General features: G+C 60.3%; 21 protein-coding genes. 20 read left to right on the top strand and 1 reads right to left on the bottom strand.

The genetic code is table 11. The features are described 5' to 3' along the window. The first annotated feature begins 12 nt into the window (after positions 1-12). The 4 genes from mutS to murJ all read left to right on the top strand — a co-directional run bounded on the left by mutS (position 13) and on the right by murJ (position 7608). The gene (gene mutS, locus AB8B33_RS00175; RefSeq protein ID WP_439013941.1) at positions 13-2739 is read left to right on the top strand and encodes a DNA mismatch repair protein MutS; all 2727 of its coding nucleotides are present in this window, start codon (positions 13-15) and stop codon (positions 2737-2739) included. 10 nt (positions 2740-2749) lie between these two features. Continuing rightward, the gene (locus tag AB8B33_RS00170) at positions 2750-3025 is read left to right on the top strand and encodes a hypothetical protein (RefSeq protein ID WP_113325054.1); all 276 of its coding nucleotides are present in this window, start codon (positions 2750-2752) and stop codon (positions 3023-3025) included. Between the two features lie 114 nt (positions 3026-3139). Then, positions 3140-6031, top strand: coding sequence for a [protein-PII] uridylyltransferase (locus tag AB8B33_RS00165; protein WP_439013940.1), 2892 nt, complete (start codon positions 3140-3142; stop codon positions 6029-6031). Beyond that, complete coding sequence (murJ, locus tag AB8B33_RS00160; protein ID WP_439013939.1) at positions 6028-7608, top strand: murein biosynthesis integral membrane protein MurJ; 1581 nt, start codon at positions 6028-6030, stop codon at positions 7606-7608. Before AB8B33_RS00165 ends, murJ begins: the two co-directional genes overlap by 4 nt. Positions 7609-7665: 57 nt before the next feature. On the opposite strand, the gene AB8B33_RS00155 is transcribed toward murJ, so the two are convergent. Beyond that, a complete protein-coding gene (locus AB8B33_RS00155) occupies positions 7666-8094 on the bottom strand; it encodes a YcbK family protein (RefSeq protein WP_113323570.1) in 429 nt (142 codons plus the stop codon). Positions 8095-8281: 187 nt separating this feature from the next. Between AB8B33_RS00155 and AB8B33_RS00150 the strand changes: the two genes are divergently transcribed. The 16 genes from AB8B33_RS00150 (at position 8282) to trmB (ending at position 22180) form a co-directional block, all read left to right on the top strand. Beyond that, a complete protein-coding gene (locus tag AB8B33_RS00150; RefSeq protein ID WP_439013938.1) occupies positions 8282-8686 on the top strand; it encodes a VOC family protein in 405 nt (134 codons plus the stop codon). Between the two features lie 91 nt (positions 8687-8777). Next, the gene (trpS, locus tag AB8B33_RS00145) at positions 8778-9842 is read left to right on the top strand and encodes a tryptophan--tRNA ligase (protein ID WP_439013937.1); all 1065 of its coding nucleotides are present in this window, start codon (positions 8778-8780) and stop codon (positions 9840-9842) included. 75 nt (positions 9843-9917) lie between these two features. Next, positions 9918-10409: a universal stress protein gene (locus AB8B33_RS00140; RefSeq protein WP_007814929.1), complete on the top strand. Its 492-nt coding sequence runs from the start codon at positions 9918-9920 to the stop codon at positions 10407-10409. Positions 10410-10516: 107 nt separating this feature from the next. Next, a complete protein-coding gene (locus tag AB8B33_RS00135; protein WP_007814928.1) occupies positions 10517-11083 on the top strand; it encodes a NifU family protein in 567 nt (188 codons plus the stop codon). Positions 11084-11170: 87 nt separating this feature from the next. Next, positions 11171-11830, top strand: coding sequence for a tRNA (adenosine(37)-N6)-threonylcarbamoyltransferase complex dimerization subunit type 1 TsaB (gene tsaB / locus AB8B33_RS00130; protein ID WP_439013936.1), 660 nt, complete (start codon positions 11171-11173; stop codon positions 11828-11830). Beyond that, positions 11827-12327, top strand: a complete 501-nt coding sequence (locus tag AB8B33_RS00125) for a GNAT family N-acetyltransferase (protein ID WP_439013935.1) — start codon at positions 11827-11829, stop codon at positions 12325-12327. The genes tsaB and AB8B33_RS00125 overlap by 4 nt, the downstream gene beginning before the upstream one ends. 34 nt (positions 12328-12361) lie before the next feature. Further along, on the top strand, positions 12362-12790 hold the full coding sequence (locus tag AB8B33_RS00120; protein WP_007814920.1) for a Fur family transcriptional regulator: 429 nt from the start codon (positions 12362-12364) through the stop codon (positions 12788-12790). Between the two features lie 27 nt (positions 12791-12817). After that, the gene (locus AB8B33_RS00115) at positions 12818-13615 is read left to right on the top strand and encodes a lysophospholipid acyltransferase family protein (RefSeq protein WP_439013934.1); all 798 of its coding nucleotides are present in this window, start codon (positions 12818-12820) and stop codon (positions 13613-13615) included. 48 nt (positions 13616-13663) lie between these two features. Beyond that, positions 13664-15073 (top strand): tRNA (N6-isopentenyl adenosine(37)-C2)-methylthiotransferase MiaB, encoded by a 1410-nt coding sequence (gene miaB, locus AB8B33_RS00110; protein ID WP_310379451.1) that lies wholly within the window; start codon positions 13664-13666, stop codon positions 15071-15073. A gap of 18 nt (positions 15074-15091) precedes the next feature. Then, positions 15092-16144, top strand: coding sequence for a PhoH family protein (locus AB8B33_RS00105; RefSeq protein WP_113323564.1), 1053 nt, complete (start codon positions 15092-15094; stop codon positions 16142-16144). Further along, a complete protein-coding gene (gene ybeY, locus AB8B33_RS00100; RefSeq protein ID WP_113323563.1) occupies positions 16144-16659 on the top strand; it encodes an rRNA maturation RNase YbeY in 516 nt (171 codons plus the stop codon). Before AB8B33_RS00105 ends, ybeY begins: the two co-directional genes overlap by 1 nt. Beyond that, positions 16656-17792: a hemolysin family protein gene (locus tag AB8B33_RS00095; protein ID WP_113323562.1), complete on the top strand. Its 1137-nt coding sequence runs from the start codon at positions 16656-16658 to the stop codon at positions 17790-17792. Before ybeY ends, AB8B33_RS00095 begins: the two co-directional genes overlap by 4 nt. 78 nt (positions 17793-17870) lie before the next feature. Then, the gene (gene lnt / locus AB8B33_RS00090; RefSeq protein WP_439013933.1) at positions 17871-19475 is read left to right on the top strand and encodes an apolipoprotein N-acyltransferase; all 1605 of its coding nucleotides are present in this window, start codon (positions 17871-17873) and stop codon (positions 19473-19475) included. Between the two features lie 153 nt (positions 19476-19628). Next, positions 19629-20048 carry a helix-turn-helix domain-containing protein gene (locus tag AB8B33_RS00085; RefSeq protein WP_007814904.1) on the top strand — a complete coding sequence of 140 codons (420 nt, stop codon included), beginning with the start codon at positions 19629-19631 and terminating at the stop codon, positions 20046-20048. A gap of 180 nt (positions 20049-20228) precedes the next feature. After that, positions 20229-21482, top strand: a complete 1254-nt coding sequence (gene metK, locus AB8B33_RS00080) for a methionine adenosyltransferase (protein ID WP_310379463.1) — start codon at positions 20229-20231, stop codon at positions 21480-21482. Further along, positions 21479-22180 carry a tRNA (guanine(46)-N(7))-methyltransferase TrmB gene (trmB, locus tag AB8B33_RS00075; RefSeq protein WP_439013932.1) on the top strand — a complete coding sequence of 234 codons (702 nt, stop codon included), beginning with the start codon at positions 21479-21481 and terminating at the stop codon, positions 22178-22180. The genes metK and trmB overlap by 4 nt, the downstream gene beginning before the upstream one ends. The last annotated feature ends 5 nt before the right edge of the window (positions 22181-22185 follow it).

Genomic DNA, 22185 nt, shown 5'->3' with positions numbered 1-22185 from the left:
AACTGCACCTCCGTGAACGCACGAATAGACATCAGAAACGAAGCCTTCTCGGCAGCCGAGCTTGCGACTGAAGAAAGCCGCGCCTCGGCGACGCCGATGATGGAACAGTTTATCGAGATCAAGGCGAACAATCCGGATTCGCTGCTCTTCTATCGCATGGGCGATTTCTACGAGCTGTTCTTCGAGGATGCGCTCGAGGCTTCGCGCGCGCTCGGCATCACGCTCACCAAGCGCGGCCAGCATATGGGGCAGGATATTGCGATGTGCGGCGTGCCTGTGCATGCGGCCGACGATTATCTGCAGAAGCTGATTGCGCTCGGCTATCGCGTCGCCGTCTGCGAGCAGGTGGAAGACCCGGCGGAAGCCAAGAAGCGGGGGGCGAAATCCGTCGTCAAGCGCGATGTCGTCCGCCTCGTCACACCGGGCACCATTACCGAGGAAAAGCTGCTTTCGCCCTCGGAATCGAACTATCTGATGACGCTGTCGCGTATCCGCGGTACTTCCGAGCCGGTGCTGGCGCTTGCCTGGATCGATATTTCCACCGGCGTCTTCCGGTTGGCGGAAACCGATGCATCGCGACTGCTCGCCGATATCCTGCGCATCGATCCGCGCGAACTCATCGTACCGGATACGATGTTTTATGACGGCGAACTGAAATCGGTCTTCGATGTACTCGGCCGCACCGCCGTTCCACAACCGGCTGTGCTTTTCGACAGCGCGACGGCAGAAACCCGTATAGCGCGCTACTTCGACGTTTCGACGCTCGACGGTTTTGGAAGTTTCTCGCGCGCCGAGCTTGCAGCCGCGGCAGCCGCCATCGCCTACGTGGAGAAGACGCAGATTGCCGAACGGCCGCCGCTCGGCAGACCGGAACGGGAGAGCGGCGCCTCGACGCTGTTCATCGATCCGGCCACACGCGCCAATCTGGAACTTGTGCGTACACTCTCCGGTGATCGCAATGGTGCGCTGCTGAAGGCGATCGACCGCACGACCACCGGTGGCGGAGCGCGGCTGCTTGCCGAACGACTGATGTCGCCGCTCACCGATCCCGCCCGCGTCAACGAGCGCTTGGATTCGATAGGCTTCCTGATGCAGGAACCCTCGCTCTGTGGCGACCTGCGCGATGCACTGAAACACGTACCCGACATGCCGCGGGCGCTCTCCCGCCTGGCGCTCGACCGCGGCGGCCCGCGTGATCTCTGGGCGATCCGGCAGGGACTCGGCGCTGCCACGCATATCGCCGATCTCCTGGGAAGCGCGCTGCTGCCGGAAGAATTGGAACAGGCGCGCATGGGCCTGCAGGCTCTGCCATCGGAGCTCGAAGCCCTGCTTGCGGACACTCTTGCCGAAGAACTGCCGCTGCTGAAACGCGATGGCGGTTTCCTGCGCGATGGCGCCAATGCCGATCTCGATGAGGTACGCGCGTTGCGCGACCAGTCGCGCCGCGTCATTGCCGGCCTGCAGCTGCAATATGCCGAGGAGACCGGCATCAAGTCGCTGAAGATCAAGCACAACAATATTCTCGGCTATTTTATCGAGGTGACGGCCGGCAATGCCGGGCCGATGACCGATACGGCCGAGGCGAAGGCTCGCTTCATCCATCGGCAGACGATGGCAAATGCCATGCGGTTCACCACGACCGAGCTTGCCGATCTCGAAAGCCGCATCGCTAACGCCGCCGACCGCGCACTGCAGATCGAGCTCGAAGCTTTCGACCGGATGACGGAAGCGACTGTTGCCGAGGCCGAAGCGATCAAGGCCGGTGCGCGGGCGCTTGCCGTCATCGATGTCGCTGCAGGTCTGGCACTGCTTGCCGAAGAGCAGGCCTATTGCCGGCCGCTGGTCGATGGCTCGAAGATGTTTGCGATCGAGGGCGGGCGTCATCCTGTCGTCGAACAGGCCCTGCGGCGGCAGTCCATCGGGCCGTTCGTCGCCAATAATTGCGACCTGTCTCCGGTTTCCGACGGCAAGGATGGGGCGATCTGGCTGCTGACCGGCCCGAACATGGGCGGTAAATCGACGTTCCTGCGCCAGAATGCGCTGATCGCCATTCTTGCGCAGATGGGCTCCTTCGTGCCGGCGACGTCAGCGCATATCGGCATCGTCGACCGGCTGTTCTCGCGCGTCGGCGCATCCGACGATCTGGCGCGCGGGCGTTCCACCTTCATGGTGGAGATGGTCGAGACTGCGGCGATCCTCAATCAGGCGAGCGAGCGCTCGCTGGTCATTCTCGACGAGATCGGCCGGGGCACTGCGACCTTCGACGGTCTTTCCATCGCCTGGGCTGCTGTCGAGCATCTGCATGAAGCCAACCGCTGCCGCGGGCTTTTCGCGACGCATTTCCATGAGCTGACCGTGCTTTCCGAAAAGCTTGCCCGGCTATCGAACGCAACGATGCGCGTGAAGGAATGGGACGGCGACGTGATCTTCCTGCATGAGGTCGGTCCAGGGGCAGCCGACCGGTCCTACGGCATTCAGGTCGCGCGGCTCGCCGGTCTGCCAGCTTCGGTCGTGGCGCGGGCGCGCGACGTGCTGACCCGTCTTGAGGATGCCGACCGCAAGAACCCGGCAAGCCAGCTGATCGACGACTTGCCGCTCTTCCAGGTCGCAGTGCGCCGCGAGGAGGCGACCCGCGGGCCGTCCAAGGTCGAGGAGGCCCTGAAGGCGATGAGCCTCGACGATATGACACCGCGCGAGGCGCTCGATGCGCTCTACGATCTCAAGAAAAAGATGAAGTAGGAATTCCCCGATGTTCATGGAAAAACTGCTTCAGGAAACCCAGCGCCTCTCCGTCATCGTCTCGATGCTGGAGATTATGAAACAATCTGATGGTAATCTGGAGGCGCGCGGCTGGAATACGCCGATCGGCATGGCGAAGATTACCGGCTCCTGCTTGAAGATCGGCGAGCTCAGCAGTGCAATCATTGACGCCGGATACCGCGAATGCGACAAGGCGACGCTCAATGGCATCATGAGTGAAACGCGGCAGGTTCTCGATACGCTGCTGACGCAGGCTTCAGCCTAAGGACTTGCGGCAAAGCGTCCGCGGCCGACGGCTTGCCAACACCATTTCGCCAAATTTAAAGGTTCATGGAATATGGAGGCCTGTGTCAATCCGCGGGCAAAGAGGCTATAGCGCATGCAGATCAAACAAGAGGCGCGCCATGAGCAAGCGACCCGGACCGAAGAGGTAAGCCCCCGGCCGATGGCGACGCACGACATCGATTTCTCCGAAATCCTCGATGTGGAATTGCTGCAGGGGCAATGTGACGCCATTGCCGAAGCCAACCGCAACCGTCCCGACGTGCTGCGAAACGATCTTCTTGCCGCTCTGAAGAAAGCCAGCGTCGAGGGACGCAAGAAGGCGCGTGAACTGCTTGACGCCCAGGGCGGCGGGCTTGATTGCGCCCACCGCATTTCCTGGCTGCAGGACCAGATCATCACCATTCTCTATAATTTCGCCACGGCGCATGTCTTTCCGAAGCAGAAGGACAAGTTCGCAGTCACGGCAGTCGGCGGCTACGGCCGCGACACACTGGCACCGGGTTCCGATATCGATCTGCTCTTTCTCTTCCTGCCGAAGCCGGCGGAAGAGACGCATAAAGCCGTCGAGTTCATGCTCTACATGCTGTGGGACATGGGCTTCAAGGTCGGCCATGCGACCCGCACCGTCGAGGAATGTATCGCGCTTTCCAAGTCCGACATGACCATCCGCACCGCCATCCTGGAGATGCGCTACATCTGCGGCCTGAAGTCGCTGGAGACGGAGCTGGAATCCCGCTTCGACAAGGAAATCGTCACCGGCACGGGGCCGGAATTCATTGCCGCCAAGCTTGCCGAACGCGACGAACGCCACCGCAAGGCCGGCGACACGCGCTATCTCGTCGAGCCGAACGTCAAGGAGGGCAAGGGTGGCCTTCGCGACTTGCACACGCTCTTCTGGATTTCGAAATATTATTATCATGTTCGCGACCCGGCCGATCTGGTGCCGCTCGGCGTGCTGTCGAAGCAGGAATACCGGCTTCTGGAGAAGGCCGACGACTTTCTCTGGGCCGTGCGCTGCCACATGCATTTCCTGACCGGGAAAGCAGAGGAACGTCTTTCCTTCGATATCCAGCGCGAGATCGCCGAGGCGCTCGGCTATCATTCCCGCCCCGGCCTTTCGGCCGTCGAGCGTTTCATGAAGCACTACTTCCTGGTGGCTAAAGATGTCGGCGACTTGACGCGCATCCTCTGCGCCGCGCTCGAAGACCAGCAGGCGAAGTCGATCCCGGGTCTGACGGGCGTCATCAACCGCTTTACCCACCGCAATCGCAAGATCCCCGGCAGCGTCGAGTTCGTCGAAGATCGCGGCCGCATTACGCTTGCCAATCCCGATGTCTTCAAGCGCGATCCGGTCAGCATCATCCGCCTGTTCCATGTGGCCGATATCAATGGGCTGGAATTCCATCCCGATGCGCTGAAGCGCGTCACGCGTTCGCTCGGCCTCATCAACAACGACCTGCGCGAGAATGACGAGGCCAACCGGCTTTTCCTGTCGATTCTCACTTCCAAGCGCGATCCCGCCCTCATCCTGCGGCGCATGAACGAGGCCGGCGTGCTTGGCCGCTTCATTCCCGAATTCGGCAAGATCGTCGCGATGATGCAGTTCAACATGTATCATCACTACACAGTCGACGAGCACCTGATCCGCGCCATCGATGTTCTCACTGAGATCGATAAGGGCAAGGCGGAGGAGCTGCATCCGCTCGCCAACAAGCTGATGCCGCATATCGAGGATCGCGAGGCGCTTTATGTCGCCGTACTGCTACACGATATCGCCAAGGGCCGTCAGGAAGACCATTCGATCGCCGGCGCGCGTGTCGCCCGCAAGCTCAGTGCCCGCTTCGGCCTGTCGCAGAAGCAGACTGAGATCGTCGTCTGGCTGATCGAAGAACATCTGACCATGTCGATGGTCGCCCAGACGCGCGACCTGACGGACCGCAAGACGATCACCGACTTTGCCGACCGCGTTCAGTCTCTTGACCGCCTGAAGATGCTGATGATCCTGACGATCTGCGACATCCGCGCCGTCGGACCGGGTGTGTGGAACGGCTGGAAGGGCCAGCTGCTGCGCACGCTCTATTACGAGACGGAACTGCTGCTTGCCGGCGGCTTCTCCGAAGTGTCGCGTAAGGAGCGCGCCCAGGCTGCCGCCGAAGCGCTTTATGCGGCGCTTGCCGACTGGCCACAGAAGGATCGCCGCACCTACGCCAAGCTGCATTACCAGCCCTATCTGCTCTCCGTGCCGCTGGAAGACCAGATCCGCCATGCGCATTTCATCCGCCAGGCGGACAAAGCCGGCCAGGCGCTGGCAACCACGGTGCGCACTGACAGCTTCCACGCGATCACCGAAATCACCGTTCTCTCGCCCGACCATCCGCGCCTGCTCGCCGTCATTGCCGGAGCCTGTGCGGCAGCCGGCGCCAACATCGTCGATGCGCAGATCTTCACGACCTCGGATGGCCGGGCGCTCGATACGATCCATGTCAGCCGCGAGTTTCCGAACGACGAGGACGAGCTTCGCCGCGCCGGCACGATCGGCCGGATGATCGAGGACGTGCTGTCAGGCCGCAAGCGCCTGCCCGATGTGATCGCAACCCGCGCGAAGAACCGCAAGAAGAGCAAGGCCTTCATCATTCCGCCGTCGGTGGCGATCACCAATAGCCTGTCGAACAAGTTCACGGTCATCGAGGTGGAATGCCTCGATCGGCCCGGCCTGCTGTCGGAAATGACTGCCGTCCTGTCCGATCTGTCGCTCGACATCCAGTCGGCCCGCATCACCACCTTCGGTGAAAAAGTGATCGATACTTTCTACGTCACCGATCTTGTCGGCCAGAAGATCTCCGGTGACAGCAAGCGCGCCAATATCACTGCCCGTATGAAAGCGGTCATGGCCGAGGAGCAGGACGAACTGCGCGAACGCATGCCATCAGGGATCATCGCCCCTGCCGCTACCGCCGCCGAAAAGAAAGCCGATTTCCCCGCATGAGCCTCGTCAAGAAATTCGCCACGGTCGGCGGCGCCACGCTCGGAAGCCGCATCTTCGGTTTTGCCCGCGAAACGCTGATGGCCGCCGCTCTCGGTACCGGGCCGATGGCCGACGTCTTCTATGCCGCCTTCCGCTTCCCTAACCTCTTCCGTCGGCTCTTTGCCGAAGGCGCTTTCAACGCCGCCTTCGTGCCGCTCTTCGCCAAGGAGATCGAGGCGAACGGCACTGATGGTGCCAAGCGCTTTTCGGAAGAAGTCTTCGGTGTTCTGTTCTCCGTCCTGCTGCTCATCACCATCGTGATGGAGCTTTCCATGCCGCTGCTTGTGCGCTTCGTCATCGCGCCGGGTTTTGCTGATGACCCCGAGAAATTCGACATCACCATCCGCATGGCGGCAGTGATGTTCCCTTATCTCATGTGCATGTCTCTGACTGCGATGATGAGCGGCATGCTAAATTCGCTGCATCACTTCTTCGCCGCGGCCGTCGCGCCTATCTTCCTCAATGTGGTGATGATCGGCGCGCTGTTCTACGCGCTCTATACCGGCGCCGAACCGTTGACGACGGCCTGGTATCTTTCCTGGGGCGTGCTGGCAGCCGGCGTTCTGCAGCTCGCCGTCGTCTATCTCGGTGTCCTGCATGCCGGCATGAGCATCGGCTTCCGCTTCCCGAAGATGACACCGAACGTCAAGCGGCTGCTGATCCTTGCCGTTCCAGCGGCCGTCACAGGCGGTATTACGCAGATCAACCAGCTCATCGGCCAGGCAATCGCCTCTTCGCGCGAAGGCGCTATTGCAGCCCTGCAATATGCCGACCGAATCTACCAGCTTCCCCTCGGCGTCGTCGGCGTCGCCGTCGGTGTGGTGCTGCTGCCCGAACTCGCCCGCGCACTCAAGGGCGGGGCGTTGCGCGAAGCGGGCTATCTGCAGAACCGCTCGATCGAATTCGTGCTGTTCATGACGATTCCTGCCGCCTTCGCGCTCTGGATTCTCTCCGACGAGATCATCCGCGTGCTCTATGAGCGTGGCGCCTTCCACCAGGAGAACACGTTCATCGTCGGCTCGATTCTCGCCATCTACGGCATCGGCCTGCCGGCTTTCGTGCTGATCAAGGCACTGCAGCCGGGCTTTTATGCCCGCGAGGACACCAAGACGCCCATGCGTTTCTCTGCGGTTGCCGTCGCGGTCAACTGTGCAACGGCGCTGACGCTCTTTCCCTATATCGGCGCGCCCGGCATCGCGGTGGCCGAAGCCACGGCCGGCTGGATCAGCACCGTCCTGCTCTTCACGACACTTCTGCGCCGCGGCCATCTCACATGGGAATGGGCGCTTGCCAAACGCGCCGTCCTGCTGGTCGTCGCCTCTGCCGTCATGGGCGCGGTCATCTTCTACCTCAAGCAGCACTGGGCGCCCTGGCTTGCCTCGGGCGCACCGCTTCTGACCAAGGCCGGCACGCTTGGTCTGCTGATTGCGATTTCGATGGTCGTCTATTTCGCGACCGCCTTCCTCATCGGCGGGGCGGACCTCGGCATGATCCGCCGCAACCTCAACCGCAAGCCGGCGCCGGCGAAAGATGCCTAGCGCCCTTTTTTCGCAATTCCGGACGCAAAACCGCTGCGCACTTTTGCTGGAATTGCTTTAGCAATCCACCCATCGTCGCTGCGGCCCGACATCGACGTGGACGATGCCATTGCAATAGGTGCCGATCCCTCCGATGCCGGGTGCGGTTTTCGCAGCGGCGACGATCGTGCGCTCTGACACGCCGGGAATCCGGATATCAGCCGCAAGGCATTTCCCGTGCATGGAACCGTGGCGGCGGGGATGTGGCCGGAAGCCCGAAGTTATCATCGGCCGTCGTCCGGTCTTTGCCGCGATGTGCGACAAGACCACCCGCAATCGCTCCGGGAAGCAGCCGGCGCGAACGCTGACGGTCTGCATCGTGTAAGCAATACGCGTCTCGTATTTGGGAAGCTGACTGGTCTGCCGTCGATTATCTTGACCGACGGCCGTCGTTGCTGATTGTAGGGCGAAAAGGCCTGCCATGGCGAGCAAACTAGCGTTCTGCATGGTCCCTCCGATCGGTTATCCCGACGGCCCCTTGGGGCCGCCAGCCCGGCGAGAGGATTTTCAGTTCAAAGAAAGCTTTTCTGTGAAATTTTATACTCAGTTTTAGCTAAACACACTGATCAATTTGGCGTAAAACCGGGCACTTTTCTGCATATAAATGGAATAAACGTCCGAATCTGGAGATCTCATGATCCAATCTCTGTTTCTCGTCACCCTCGTTGTCGATAATTATGACCGCGCCAAGGCCTTCTATTGTGAGGCCCTCAGCTTCGAATGCCTTCAGGACGAAGTACAGCCGGAAGGCAAGCGCTGGGTCGTCGTCAAGCCAAAGGGCGGGGATGGCGCGGCCTTTCTACTGGCGCAGGCGGCAAATGAAGCGCAGCGAGCTGCTGTCGGAAATCAGACCGGCGGGCGTGTCGGCTTCTTCCTCAAGACCGACGATTTTGCGCGCGATCACGCAGCGATGCTTGATGCCGGCGTTCACTTTCTGGAGGAACCGCGACATGAGGTTTACGGCACCGTTGCGGTCTTTTCGGATCCTTACGGCAACACCTTCGACCTCATTCAACACGCTGCGCCCACCGCCTCTTGATTGCGACCGGGAGCGCGTGCATAAGCGCCCGCGTTAGCAACATGGGCCTTTGGCCCTGGGGCCCTCCACCAGCCTAATCGAGGACAACATCATGGGCGAATTCAAGAAGCTCGTATTCTCCGGCGTTCAGCCGACGGGCAATCTGCATCTCGGCAATTATCTCGGCGCGATCCGCCGCTTCGTGCAGCTCCAGGACGGCAACGACTGCATCTATTGCGTCGTCGATCTTCATGCGCTGACCGCGCAGCTCGTCCACGAGGACATGCTGTCGCAGACGCGCTCGATCGCAGCCGCCTTCATCGCTTCCGGCATCGACGCTGAAAAGCATATCGTCTTCAATCAGTCCGCCGTACCGCAGCATGCCGAACTCGCCTGGATCTTCAATTGTGTCGCCCGCCTCGGCTGGATGAACCGCATGACGCAGTTCAAGGACAAGGCCGGCAAGGACCGCGAGCAGGCCTCGCTCGGTCTCTACGCCTATCCGAGCCTGATGGCTGCCGACATTCTCGTCTACCGCGCCACGCATGTGCCCGTCGGTGAGGATCAGAAGCAGCACCTCGAGCTGACGCGTGACATCGCGATGAAGTTCAATCTCGATTACGCCTCGCATATCCGCAAGACGAATTACGGGATCGACATCACCGTCGGCGACGAGCCTGTGCATGCCTATTTCCCGATGGTCGAACCGCTGATCGGCGGGCCGGCGCCGCGCGTCATGTCGCTGCGCGACGGCACGAAGAAGATGTCGAAGTCCGATCCGTCGGATCTTTCGCGCATCAACCTGATGGACGATGAGGACGCGATCTCCAAGAAGATCCGCAAGGCCAAGACCGATCCGGATGGCTTGCCGAGCGAAATCGCCGGTCTCGAAAACCGGCCGGAGGCTGAAAACCTCGTCTCGATCTATGCCGCACTCGCCGACAAGACGAGGGAACAGGTGCTCGCCGAATTTGGCGGCCAGCAGTTCTCCGTATTCAAGCCGGCGCTGATCGATCTCGCTGTCCAGGTGCTGTCGCCGATAACAGGCGAAATGCGCCGCCTGATGAACGATACGAGCCATATCGACACGATTCTGCGCAACGGCAATGAACGCGCAAGGGCACGCGCCGACGTGACGATGCGCGAACTTCGCGAGATCATCGGCTTCCTCTACTAGTCCGATCGACATGCAGAGCTCCCGTGCAAAACGGGGGCTTGCAAATTTTTGGTCTCAGGTGTCAGAGTTCGGATCATGGTATCAAAGCGACTCTCACGGCTCGAAGGTCATCGCCGCAAATTTATGGCGGTGATAGACGGGACACCCGAATGCCAACGCGCCGTCCACTATGCCGGACGGCGCGCCAAGAATTCCAATGGCGGCCTCGTTCTGCTCTATGTGATCCCGGAAGGCGATTTTCAGCAATGGCTTGGCGTCGAGGAGATCATGCGGGCGGAAGCCCGCGAGGAGGCGGAAGCCACTGTCGCCAAGATCGCACAAATCGTGCGCGAGACGATTGGCATCGAACCGGAGATCGTCATCCGCGAGGGCAATTCGGCTGAGCAGATCAATGCGGTGATCGAGGAAGACAGGGACGTCGCCATCCTCGTGCTTGCCGCAGGCTCCGCTAAGGAGGGACCGGGACCGCTGGTTTCGTCCGTCGCAGGACGTGGAGCTGCCTTTCCCATTCCTGTCACCGTGCTTCCCGACACGCTGACGAATGAAGAAATCGACGCCCTCTGTTAAGCCATTTCTTGAGTATCAGTCTCTTGAATCGGTCGGGCAATAGGCTTATTTTCTTTTGAAGAATTCTAAAGACGGCAGAGGCCACGGCCCGCCGCATGGAGAGCGAGATGTTCATTCAGACCGAAGCCACGCCGAACCCAGCAACGCAGAAGTTCCTTCCCGGCAAGGTCGTAATGGAAAACGGCACGGCCGAATTCCGCAATGCCGATGAAGCCCAGGCTTCGCCGCTCGCCGCTCGCCTTTTCGAGATTCCAGGCGTGACCGGCGTCTATTTCGGCTACGATTTCATCTCAGTCTCCAAAGACGATGCCGAGTGGCAGCATCTGAAGCCGGCTATTCTCGGCTCGATCATGGAGCATTTCATGTCCGGCAAGCCGGTCATGGGCGATGCCTCCATCCTCTCGGAAGACATTGATGCCGGCGATGAATTCTTCGATGAAGGTGACGAATCGATCGTGCTGACCATCAAGGAACTGCTGGAGACCCGGGTGCGTCCGGCTGTTGCCCAGGATGGCGGCGACATCACCTTCCGCGGCTTCAAGGACGGCAAGGTTTACCTCAATATGAAGGGTTCCTGCTCCGGCTGCCCGTCTTCGACGGCAACGCTGAAGCACGGCGTCCAGAACCTGCTGCGCCATTTCGTTCCGGAAGTGCAGGAAGTGATTGCCGCTTAAATTGTAAGATTCGTCCGGCCGTTCATCTAGGGTTCGGCCGGACGGATTTATGGATAGGCGACAATAGTTTATTCGGAAATTGATGGCATGATCGTTCTGGCGCTCGACACGGCAGGTGTGGATTGCGCTGCCGCTATTTATGATGGCGGCAGGAATACGATGCTGGGGGAGGCATCGGACATGATCGGCAAGGGGCATGCTGAACATCTGATGGGTATCGTCGACCGCGCGCTGGATCAGGCGGGCGTCGCACTTTCGGATGTTGACCGCCTTGCGGTCACCGTCGGCCCCGGCTCCTTTACCGGTATCCGCGTCGGTGTTGCCGCAGCCCGCGGCTTTGCGCTTTCCCTTAATATTCCCGCCGTCGGCATCACCACGCTGGAAGTGATGGCGGCCGCCCAGCGCGAAAAGACGCCTGGCCGCGCAGTGCTCGCGGCGATGGATGCCAAGCGGGACGAAATCTATCTCCAGTCTTTTGCAGCCGACGGCTCATCGCTCGATGAGCCCCGGGCGGTCAGCATTGCCGAAGCGCAGGCTTTCGCTACCGGTTTCGACGGCGAGATCACCGGTTCGGCGACCCCGATCCTGAAGCCCTATGCGACGGGCGAATACGCCAACTCTTTCCCGATCTCCATCGTGGCGCGTCTCGGTGCTGCCGCGGACCCGAATGCCGGAAAGCCGAAGCCCCTTTATCTGCGCGGACCCGATGCCAAACCGCAGGCCGGGTATGCGATTGCAAGAGTATGACGATGCTGGAAGCCTATCTGACGCTGAAACCGGAATTCGAAATCGTCGCCATGGAGCCGGAGGATTGCCTCGACGTTTCCGTCCTGCATGGCGAGCGCTTCGCCCGCCCTTGGGGTGACGGCGAATTTCACAGCCTGCTTTCGCAGAGCACCGTCTTCGGCTTTGTCGCCCGCCAGACCAATGCCATCCTGAAAAAGACGCTGCCGGGCTTCATCCTGGCGCGCCAGGTGGCGGGCGAGGCGGAAATCCTGACGGTCGCCGTGCAGGCGAAGGTCGCGCATTCCGGCCTCGGCTGGCGGCTGATGCAGGCCGCCATGCGCGAAGCACGCCTTCGTGGCGGTGAGAGCATGTTCCTGGAAGTCGATAACGGCAATACCGCCGCCCTCGGCCTTTACCGCAAGCTTGGCTTCGAGATGGCTGGTGAGCGCAAGGGCTATTATAAGGATGCCAATGGGGCTACCTCCACGGCGCTTGTCATGAAGCGCGTTCTTCGGTAGTTCCCTTCTCGGCAGGAATAGCGAGAAGGCAGCCATGACTGAGGTAGCCAAAACCCTTGAGGAGCTTTGCGCTGAACGCGGCATGCGCATGACCGAGCAGCGCCGGGTGATCGCGCGCATTCTCGAGGACTCCGAAGATCACCCCGATGTCGAGGAGCTCTATCGCCGCTCCGTCAAGGTCGATGCCAAGATTTCGATTTCGACGGTCTATCGTACGGTAAAGCTATTCGAAGATGCAGGTATCATCGCCCGCCACGATTTCCGTGACGGCCGCTCCCGCTACGAGACAGTGCCTGAAGAGCATCACGACCATCTGATCGATCTGAAGACAGGTGTCGTCATCGAATTCCGTTCGCCGGAGATCGAGGCGCTGCAGGAGCGGATCGCCCGCGAGCATGGCTTCAAGCTGGTGGATCACCGCCTGGAACTCTACGGCATCCCGCTGAAGAAAGACGAAATCTGATATCATGGCAGTCCGGGAGCGCCGCATTTGATCGTCTGGCTGCGCATCGCCTTCGCCATTACCGTCATCATTGTCGTCAGCATCCTGCTCATGCCGCTACAGGTGCTGGCGCTGCGTTTCGATTGGAGACTCAGGCGCACCCTGCCCCGGCGCTGGCATCGTATCGTCTGCTATTGTCTCGGCATCCGCATTCAGGTGCGCGGCACGCTTGAGAGTCGCCGGCCGCTGATGCTCTGTTCCAACCATTCTTCGTGGATGGACATCATGGTCATGTCGGCCGTGGCCGACGTCGCCTTCATCGCCAAGATCGAGGTGCGCGACTGGCCGATTTTCGGCACGCTCGCCAAGCTGCAGAAAAGCGTCTTCGTGGTGCGGGAGGAAAAGCGCCGCACCGGCCATCAGGCGAGCGAGATCGCCGGCCGCATGGCAGACGGTGAAATCGTCGTGCTTTTTCCCGAGGGAACGACCTCGGATGGTAATCGACTGCTGGAGGTCAAATCGTCGCTCTTCGGCGCTGCCGCAATGGCCGTGCCCCATTCCCCGACCGGCGGCGTCATGGTCCAGCCGGTTTCTATCGCCTATACGCAGGTGCATGGTATCGCCATGGGCCGCTATCACCGCCCGCTTGCGGCATGGCCCGGCGATATCGAGCTCCTACCGCATCTGACCGACATCATGAAATGCGGCGCGATCGATGCCGAAGTCTCCTTCGGCGAGGCGATCGAATATGGCGAAAAGACCAATCGCAAGGAAGTCAGCGCGACGATCGCTGCCCGCATCCGCAACCTGCTGAACCGCAGCCTGCGCGGCCGCGCGATCGACTGATCCGAGATACCCTTTTCTCCCGCGTCAAAAACCACTAGATAACGGGCCATGACCCAGGACAGCGCCCTTCTTCAGGCCCCGGAGGCTTCTCTCCGCGATGGCTCCAACAGCCGCAAGGTTTTCATCAAGACCTATGGCTGCCAGATGAACGTCTACGACTCGACGCGCATGAGCGATGCTCTTGCCCGCGACGGCTATGAGACGACCGAGGATATGGAAGAGGCCGACCTCGTCTTGCTCAACACCTGCCACATCCGCGAGAAGGCGGCCGAGAAGGTCTATTCCGCGCTTGGGCGCCTGCGCGAGATGAAGAAGCGCAAGGCCGCCGACGGCCGCGAGATGATGATCGGTGTTGCCGGTTGCGTAGCGCAGGCGGAAGGCGAGGAAATCCTGCGCCGTGCGCCGGCTGTCGATGTGGTCATCGGCCCACAGACCTATCACCGCCTGCCGGAGGCGCTGCGCCGCGCCAAGGAAGGCCACCGCGTCATCGATACGGAATATGCAATCGAGGACAAGTTCGAGCACCTGCCGATCGCCGAGGCACCGAAGATCCGTGCCCGTGGCGTGACCGCCTTCCTGACGGTTCAGGAAGGTTGCGACAAGTTCTGCACCTTCTGCGTCGTGCCCTATACGCGCGGCTCCGAAGTGTCGCGGCCAGTCGCACAAATCGTCGAGGAGGCGATGAAGCTCGTCGATGGCGGCGTGCGCGAAATCACCCTGCTTGGGCAGAACGTCAATGCCTGGCATGGCGTCGGCCCGAAGGGCGAAGAGTGGAGCCTTGGCGACCTGCTCTACCGGCTTGCCGAAATCCCGCGCCTTGCGCGGCTTCGCTACACGACCAGCCATCCGCGCGACATGGACGATCGTCTGATCGAGGCTCATCGCGACCTTCGCACGCTGATGCCTTATCTGCACCTTCCGGTTCAGGCCGGTTCGGACCGCATTCTAAAGGCCATGAACCGCCGGCACACGGCAGCCGAATATCTTTCCCTCATCGAGCGCATCCGCAAAGCCCGCCCCGATATCGCACTCTCAGGCGACTTCATTACCGGCTTTCCGGGGGAGACAGACCGGGAATTTGAGGATACACTAAAACTCGTTGAGGAGGTTCGTTATGCACAGGCCTTCTCGTTCAAATATTCGACGCGGCCCGGTACGCCCGGAGCGGAATTGAAGGACCAGGTGCCGGAAGACATCAAGGCAGAACGGCTGGAACGCCTGCAGGCGCTGCTTCTTAAGCAGACGCAGGAATTCAACGAGTCTTGCATCGGCAAGGAAATCGATCTTCTCCTGGAAAAGCCCGGCCGTATGCCCGGCCAACTTATTGGCCGCTCACCGTGGCTGCAGTCCGTGAATGTTGATGCAAAAGCATCGCAAATCGGTGACATTATTAAAGTGCGAATCACAGGAACCGGAACCAACAGCCTGTTTGCCGAACGCGCAGAGGCTGAGGTCTAACCCAAGGAGCTCGACCGCTTGAACGGACAGGAATTGGTTTCCACTTCACCGCGCCACCCACGCATTGCGAGCGACGCCAATCACTTCGTCCTGACGTTCGAGAACAACCGGTTCGCCAGCGAACTTTTCGGACAGTTCGATCAGAATCTGAAGCTGCTGGAACAGCGGCTCCATATCGATGCGCGGGCGCGCGGCAACTCCGTTGTCATCACCGGCGATGTGCTGGCCACCAATCAGGCGCGGCGCACACTCGATTACCTCTATGAAAAACTCCAGAAAGGCGGCAGTGTGGAGCGTTCAGACGTTGAAGGCGCAATTCGCATGGCGGTTGCCGCCGACGACCAGCTCACATTACCGACGATGGAGAAAAAAGCCAAATTGACGATGGCGCAGATTTCGACGCGCAAGAAGACGATCATCGCGCGCACGCCGACACAGGATGCCTATATGCGGGCGCTCGAGCGCTCAGAGATGGTGTTCGGCGTTGGTCCGGCCGGTACCGGCAAGACCTATCTCGCCGTCGCCCATGCGGCCCAGCTGCTGGAGCGCGGCGCGGTCGAAAAGATCATCCTCTCCAGACCGGCCGTCGAAGCCGGCGAACGCCTGGGCTTCCTGCCGGGTGATATGAAGGAGAAGGTCGATCCCTATCTGCGCCCGCTTTATGACGCGCTCTACGACATGATGCCCGGCGATAAGGTGGAACGGGCGATTACCGCCGGCGTCATCGAAATCGCGCCGCTTGCCTTCATGCGTGGACGCACGCTCGCCAATGCCGCCGTCATCCTCGACGAGGCGCAGAACACCACGGCGATGCAGATGAAGATGTTCCTGACGCGTCTCGGCGAAAATTCGCGCATGATCATCACCGGCGACCCGAGCCAGATCGACTTGCCGCGTGGCGTCAAATCCGGCCTTGTAGAGGCGCTGCATCTCCTGAACGACGTCGAGGGTATCTCGATCGTGCGCTTCAAGGATGTCGACGTCGTTCGCCATCCGCTCGTCGGCCGCATCGTCAAGGCCTATGACGCGACCTATACCGCAGCAAACGAAGAGGCCAGCCGGCAGGACTGATGGCCGAGCTCGACATACAGATCAGCATCGAGGACACGGGCTGGCCCGCCGAAGATGTATTGCATGCTCTTGGCGAACGCGTGTTGGGTGCGGCTGTCACTTACCTGCGGGAAGAGGAACAGCAACCCTTCCCGAAGATGCCGCCGGAAGTTTCGCTCGTCTTCACCGACGATGCCTCCATCCAGGACATCAATGCGGAATGGCGCGGCAAGGACAAGCCGACCAACGTGCTGTCGTTTCCGGCCTTTCCGGTCAAACCCGGCAAAATGCCTGGTCCGATGCTCGGCGACATCATCATTGCCCTGGAAACGGTCGAGCGCGAGGCGCAAGAGCTCGAAAAGAGCTTTGACGATCATCTGACCCATCTTATGGTGCATGGTTTCTTGCATCTGCTCGGCTACGACCATATGAATAATGACGAAGCCGAAATTATGGAGGGGCTGGAGACTCGCATTTTGGCAGTACTCGGCCTATCTGACCCCTACGAGGGTCAAGACCTTAAAATGGAACCATGAGCGACTTTTCAACGAAGCCGGCGTCAGACGCCAGGGACTCCGAGCAATCCTCTTCTTCCGATGAGGGTGGCAGTAGTCGACACCGACCGCAATCCTTCTGGTCACGCGCCGCGCGCATCTTGAGACCGCAACAAGGCTCGCGCCTGCGCGAAGACATCGCCGACGCGCTGATGACCGACCCGGCTGCAGCCGACGCCTTTTCGCCCGACGAGCGGGCGATGCTCCACAATATCCTGCGCTTCCGCGAAGTGCGCGTTGCCGACGTGATGGTGCCGCGCGCCGATATCGAGGCGGTCGACCAGAACATCACGATCGGCGAACTGATGATCCTCTTCGAGGAAAGCGGCCGTTCGCGCATGCCGGTCTATGCCGAAACGCTCGACGACCCGCGCGGCATGGTGCATATCCGCGATCTTCTTTCCTACGTCGCCAAGCAGGCGCGCAACAAGCGCCGCAGCGGCACAAAGCCTGCGGCAAGCACGCCCGCAATCGAGGTCTCTCCGGAAAATATCCAGAAGGCGCCGCGCTCGGCCAAGCCGAACTTCGATCTCGGACGCGTCGACCTGCAGAAGACGCTCGCCGAAACCGGCATCATCAGACAGATCCTCTTCGTGCCGCCTTCCATGCTGGCATCCGATCTTCTGCGCCGCATGCAGGTGAACCGCACACAGATGGCGCTGGTCATCGACGAATATGGCGGCACTGACGGCCTCGCCTCGCACGAAGATATTGTGGAGATGGTGATCGGCGATATCGACGACGAACATGACGATGAGGAAGTCATGTTCAAACGCATTTCGGAGGATGTCTTCGTTGCCGACGCCCGCGTCGAGCTCGAGGAGATTGCCGAAGCCATTGGTCCGGATTTCGACATCAGCGAGCAGATTGATGAGGTCGATACGCTGGGAGGCCTGATCTTCTCGGCACTGGGGCGCATCCCCGTGCGCGGAGAAGTCGTTCAGGCCCTGTCGGATTTCGAATTCCACATCCTCGATGCCGATCCGCGCCGCATCAAGCGAGTGCGCATCACGCGCAAGCGCCAGGCAATCCGCCGCCGCGCCAAGGCGGATGGTGACGGACCGCCCATCGGCGACGGAAACGATGATCGATCGGCGGAATCGACCGCAAACTGACCTTTCCGTAAGACGACAAGCGCGCGCTTTTTTGAAAGACTGCGATTGGATTGATTCGCGGCTTTGATGGGAGTGCGCATGGAGCGGCTTGCGGACAGGATTATCCTCGTCTGGGGTTTCAAACGGTCATTGCTTGCGATCGCAGCAGGCGCCTTTGGCGTCCTGGCGCTGCCTCCCATCGGCTTCTTCGCCGCGATGTTCGTTTCCTTCACGCTGCTCGTCTGGCTGATCGACGGGGCGGCCGCCTCGCCGGAAAGCAGCCTTCCCGGCAGGCTCTGGCCGGCATTTGCCACGGGCTGGCTGTTCGGCTTCGGTTACTTCGTTGCGGGGCTCTGGTGGGTTGGGCATGCGCTGCTGATCGATTCAGAGGAGTTTGCCTGGGCCTTGCCGCTCGCGATCCTCGGCCTTCCGGCCTGCCTTGCGATCTTCTACGGCTTGGCTGCGGCGCTTGCCCGTATCTTCTGGTCCGATGGCATGGGGCGGATCGCAGCACTTGCTGCCAGCTTCGGCCTGCTTGAGTGGGTACGCAGCTTCATCTTCACTGGTTTTCCGTGGAACGCCATCGGTTACGCCATGATGCCCATGCCTGTCATGATGCAGTCCGCGCATGTGATCGGCACCATGGGGGTGACGGCTCTCTCGGTCTTCGTCTTTTCTGCCCCTGCCCTACTCGGAACGCGGCAGGGAGCGAAACTCGGCGTCAGCCTCGCGGCAATCCTCTTTGCGGCGCATCTCGGTTACGGCGCCTATATCCTTTATCTCACGCCGAAGCCCGCGGCGTTACCCGAGGACAAGCGGCCTGTGGTTCGCCTGGTCCAGCCGGCGATCGATCAATCCGTCAAGATGGACAATGATGCGGATCGCGAGGCGATCTTCGAGACACATCTCAAGCTTTCGACGGAGCCTCCCAAGGAAGGCGGCAAGAAACCTGATATCATCGTATGGCCGGAAACCTCGATCCCCTTCATCCTCACCGACAACAAGGATGCGCTGACGCGGATTGCCGATACGCTCGACGACGACCAGATCCTGATCGCAGGCGCCGTGCGCGCTGAAGAACTCGGCCCCGGCTATCCCACCCGCTATTATAATTCGATCTATGTGATCGACGGGCGGGGGCAGATCGTCGCCGCCTCCGACAAGGTGCATCTCGTTCCCTTCGGCGAATATCTTCCCTTCGAGGACATGCTCAACGAACTCGGCATCCAGAATGTGGTGGAGATGCCGGGCGGTTTTTCGGCGGCCGCCAGCCGTCATTTGCTCGAGCTTCCGAGCGGGCTGAAATTCTACCCGCTCGTCTGCTACGAGATCATCTTCCCAGACGAAATGACCGGCGACATCGGCCAAGCGAACGCCATTCTTAACATCACGAATGACAGCTGGTTCGGCTCAACACCGGGTCCCTACCAGCATTTTCAGCAGGCTCGCGTACGGGCGGTTGAGACCGGTTTGCCGCTGATTCGCGATGCGAATAGTGGAATTTCGGCGGTTGTAGACGCGCGCGGCGAAATCGTTTCAGGTCTAAAATTAGACGAAATGGGCTTTATTGATGCAACCCTCGATGGATTCGGAAAAAACACGGGAAGCCCATACCCCCGCCAAACGTACTTCTGGTTGACTGAAACGTTACTGATGATCATTGCGCTAATTTCACGCAGGGGTTTTATTTTCAGGTTGAATTGACCGAAAACCCCTAAAATTGCATAGTGGTCGCAATCGGCGTTAGTAACGTATGCTTCAAGGTGGGTTATCGCGACTTGCAACGTGGCGTTACGGAATGAGGTCAGGGCATGCCGGTTAGAACAGAGTTGAATTTTTCTTTGCTAGGGCACGACCATGATTGAAAATAAGAAGAAGCCGAATCCTATCGACATCCATGTCGGTAGCCGCATCCGGCTTCGCCGTACTATGTTGGGCATGAGCCAGGAGAAGCTTGGCGAAAGCCTCGGCATCACCTTTCAGCAAATCCAGAAATACGAGAAAGGTACCAACCGCGTTGGTGCCAGCCGCCTCCAGAACATTTCAAGCATCCTCAACGTTCCCGTTTCCTTCTTCTTCGAAGACGCTCCCGGCGAACATTCCGGTGCCTTGACCGGCATGTCGGAAGCCTCGAGTTCGAACTACGTCGTCGATTTCCTCTCCTCTTCGGAAGGACTCCAGCTCAACCGCGCATTTGTGAAGATCACCGATCCCAAGGTTCGTCGCAAAGTCGTCGAACTGGTGAAGGCACTGGCGGCGGAAGCCGACTCCGACTGAGCGTCCCCCACGCTCGGAAAAGCTTAAGGCGGCTCAAAAGGCCGCCTTTTTGCGTTTTTGGGGCAAAATTTGTCATTTCGCCGCAGATATAAAGATATATTTATGTCCTTCTGTGCTTGTCATCGGGGCACGAAGTGAGTACCTACTAGACCGCTTTTATTCTTTGAGGGGAATCCCGGAATGCGCGCGAACTATCTCTTTACCAGCGAATCTGTTGCCGAAGGTCACCCGGACAAGGTGTGTGACCGCATCTCCGACGAGATCGTCGATCTGGTCTACCGCGAAGCGGCAAAGACCGGCATCAATCCGTGGGGCGTGCGCATTGCCTGCGAAACCCTCGCGACGACCAACCGCGTCGTCATCGCCGGTGAAGTTCGCCTGCCGCCGAGCCTGATGAAGAAGGACAAGGACGGCAAGGACGTCATCAACCCGTCGAAGTTCAAAGCTGCGGCTCGTCGCGCCATCAAGGACATCGGTTACGAACAGGACGGCTTCCACTGGAAGAAGGCCAAGATCGATGTGCTGCTGCACTCGCAGTCGGCCGACATCGCCCAGGGCGTGGACAGCGCCGCCGACCAGCAGGGCGACGAAGGCGCCGGCGACCAGGGCATCATGTTCGGCTACGCCTGCAAGGAAACGCCGGATCTCATGCCGGCGCCGATCTACTATTCCCACAAGATCCTTCAGCTGCTCGCTGTCGCCCGCAAGAAGGGTGAGGGCGAAGTCGCCAAGCTCGGCCCCGACGCCAAGAGCCAGGTGACCGTACGCTATGTCGACGGCAAGCCGGCTGAAGCCACCTCGATCGTTCTTTCCACTCAGCACCTGGACGACAGCTGGGATTCGAAGAAGGTTCGCAGCGTCGTCGAGCCCTATATCCGCGAAGCTCTCGGCGACCTGAAGATCGCCGACGATTGCAAGTGGTACATCAACCCCACCGGCAAGTTCGTCATCGGCGGCCCGGATGGCGACGCCGGCCTCACTGGCCGCAAGATCATCGTCGACACCTATGGCGGTGCTGCTCCGCATGGCGGTGGCGCATTCTCCGGCAAGGACACGACCAAGGTCGACCGTTCGGCTGCCTATGCTGCCCGCTACCTCGCCAAGAACGTCGTAGCTGCCGGCCTTGCCGACCGTTGCACGATCCAGCTCTCCTACGCCATCGGTGTTGCCCAGCCGCTGTCGATCTATGTTGACCTGCACGGCACCGGCAAGGGTGTGACCGAAGATCAGGTCGAAGCCGCGATCCGCCAGAACATGGACCTGTCGCCGTCGGGCATCCGCCGCCACCTCGACCTCAACAAGCCGATCTATGCCAAGACCTCCGCTTACGGCCATTTCGGCCGCAAGGCTGGCCGCGACGGCTCGTTCTCCTGGGAGCGCACGGATCTCGTGAAGGGTCTCAAGGACGCCGTCAAGACCAAGGCTGCTGCATGACGGATATGGAACGCCGGGGCCGGGCGACCGAAGCGTTCTTCGGTCGCCGCAAGGGAAAAGCCCTGCGTGAACAGCAGGCCGATCGGCTTGCTACACTGCTTCCGGCATTCATCATCGATCTCTCGGCGGCTCCCCCGGAGCCGCTGAAGGACATTTTCGCTGTTCCGGTCGAGAAAATGCGGCTGGAGATCGGCTTCGGCGGTGGAGAACATCTCATCCACCGCGTGCTGGAAACGCCTTCGACGGGCTTTATTGGCGTGGAGCCTTTTGTAAACTCCATGCAGAAGCTGCTTGCACGCGTCGAGGAAACGGGTGCGCGCAACGTGCGTGTCTATAACGATGACGCGACGCAGCTTCTCGACTGGCTTCCCGATCATTGCCTCGATCAGATCGACCTGCTCTATCCGGACCCCTGGCCGAAGCGGAAGCACTGGAAGCGTCGCTTCGTCTCCAAGACCAATCTCGACCGTTTTCACCGGGTGCTGAAGCCAGGCGGGCTGTTCTGTTTCGCCTCAGACATCGACACCTATGTGAACTGGACGCTGCTGAAATGCCGCGACCATGGCGGCTTCGAATGGATGGCGCAGAATGCCGCCGACTGGCTGACGCCCTATGAGGGCTGGCCGAGCACCCGCTATGAAGCCAAGGCTCGCCGCGAAGGTCGCTCCTCGGCCTATCTCACCTTCAAGCGTGTCTGACCTAC

This window comes from Rhizobium sp. 768_B6_N1_8 (assembly GCF_051811225.1).
Classification (GTDB): domain Bacteria; phylum Pseudomonadota; class Alphaproteobacteria; order Rhizobiales; family Rhizobiaceae; genus Rhizobium.
The sequence above is the reverse complement of the archived record's forward strand: the minus strand, read 5'-3'. Positions and strand labels throughout refer to the sequence as shown.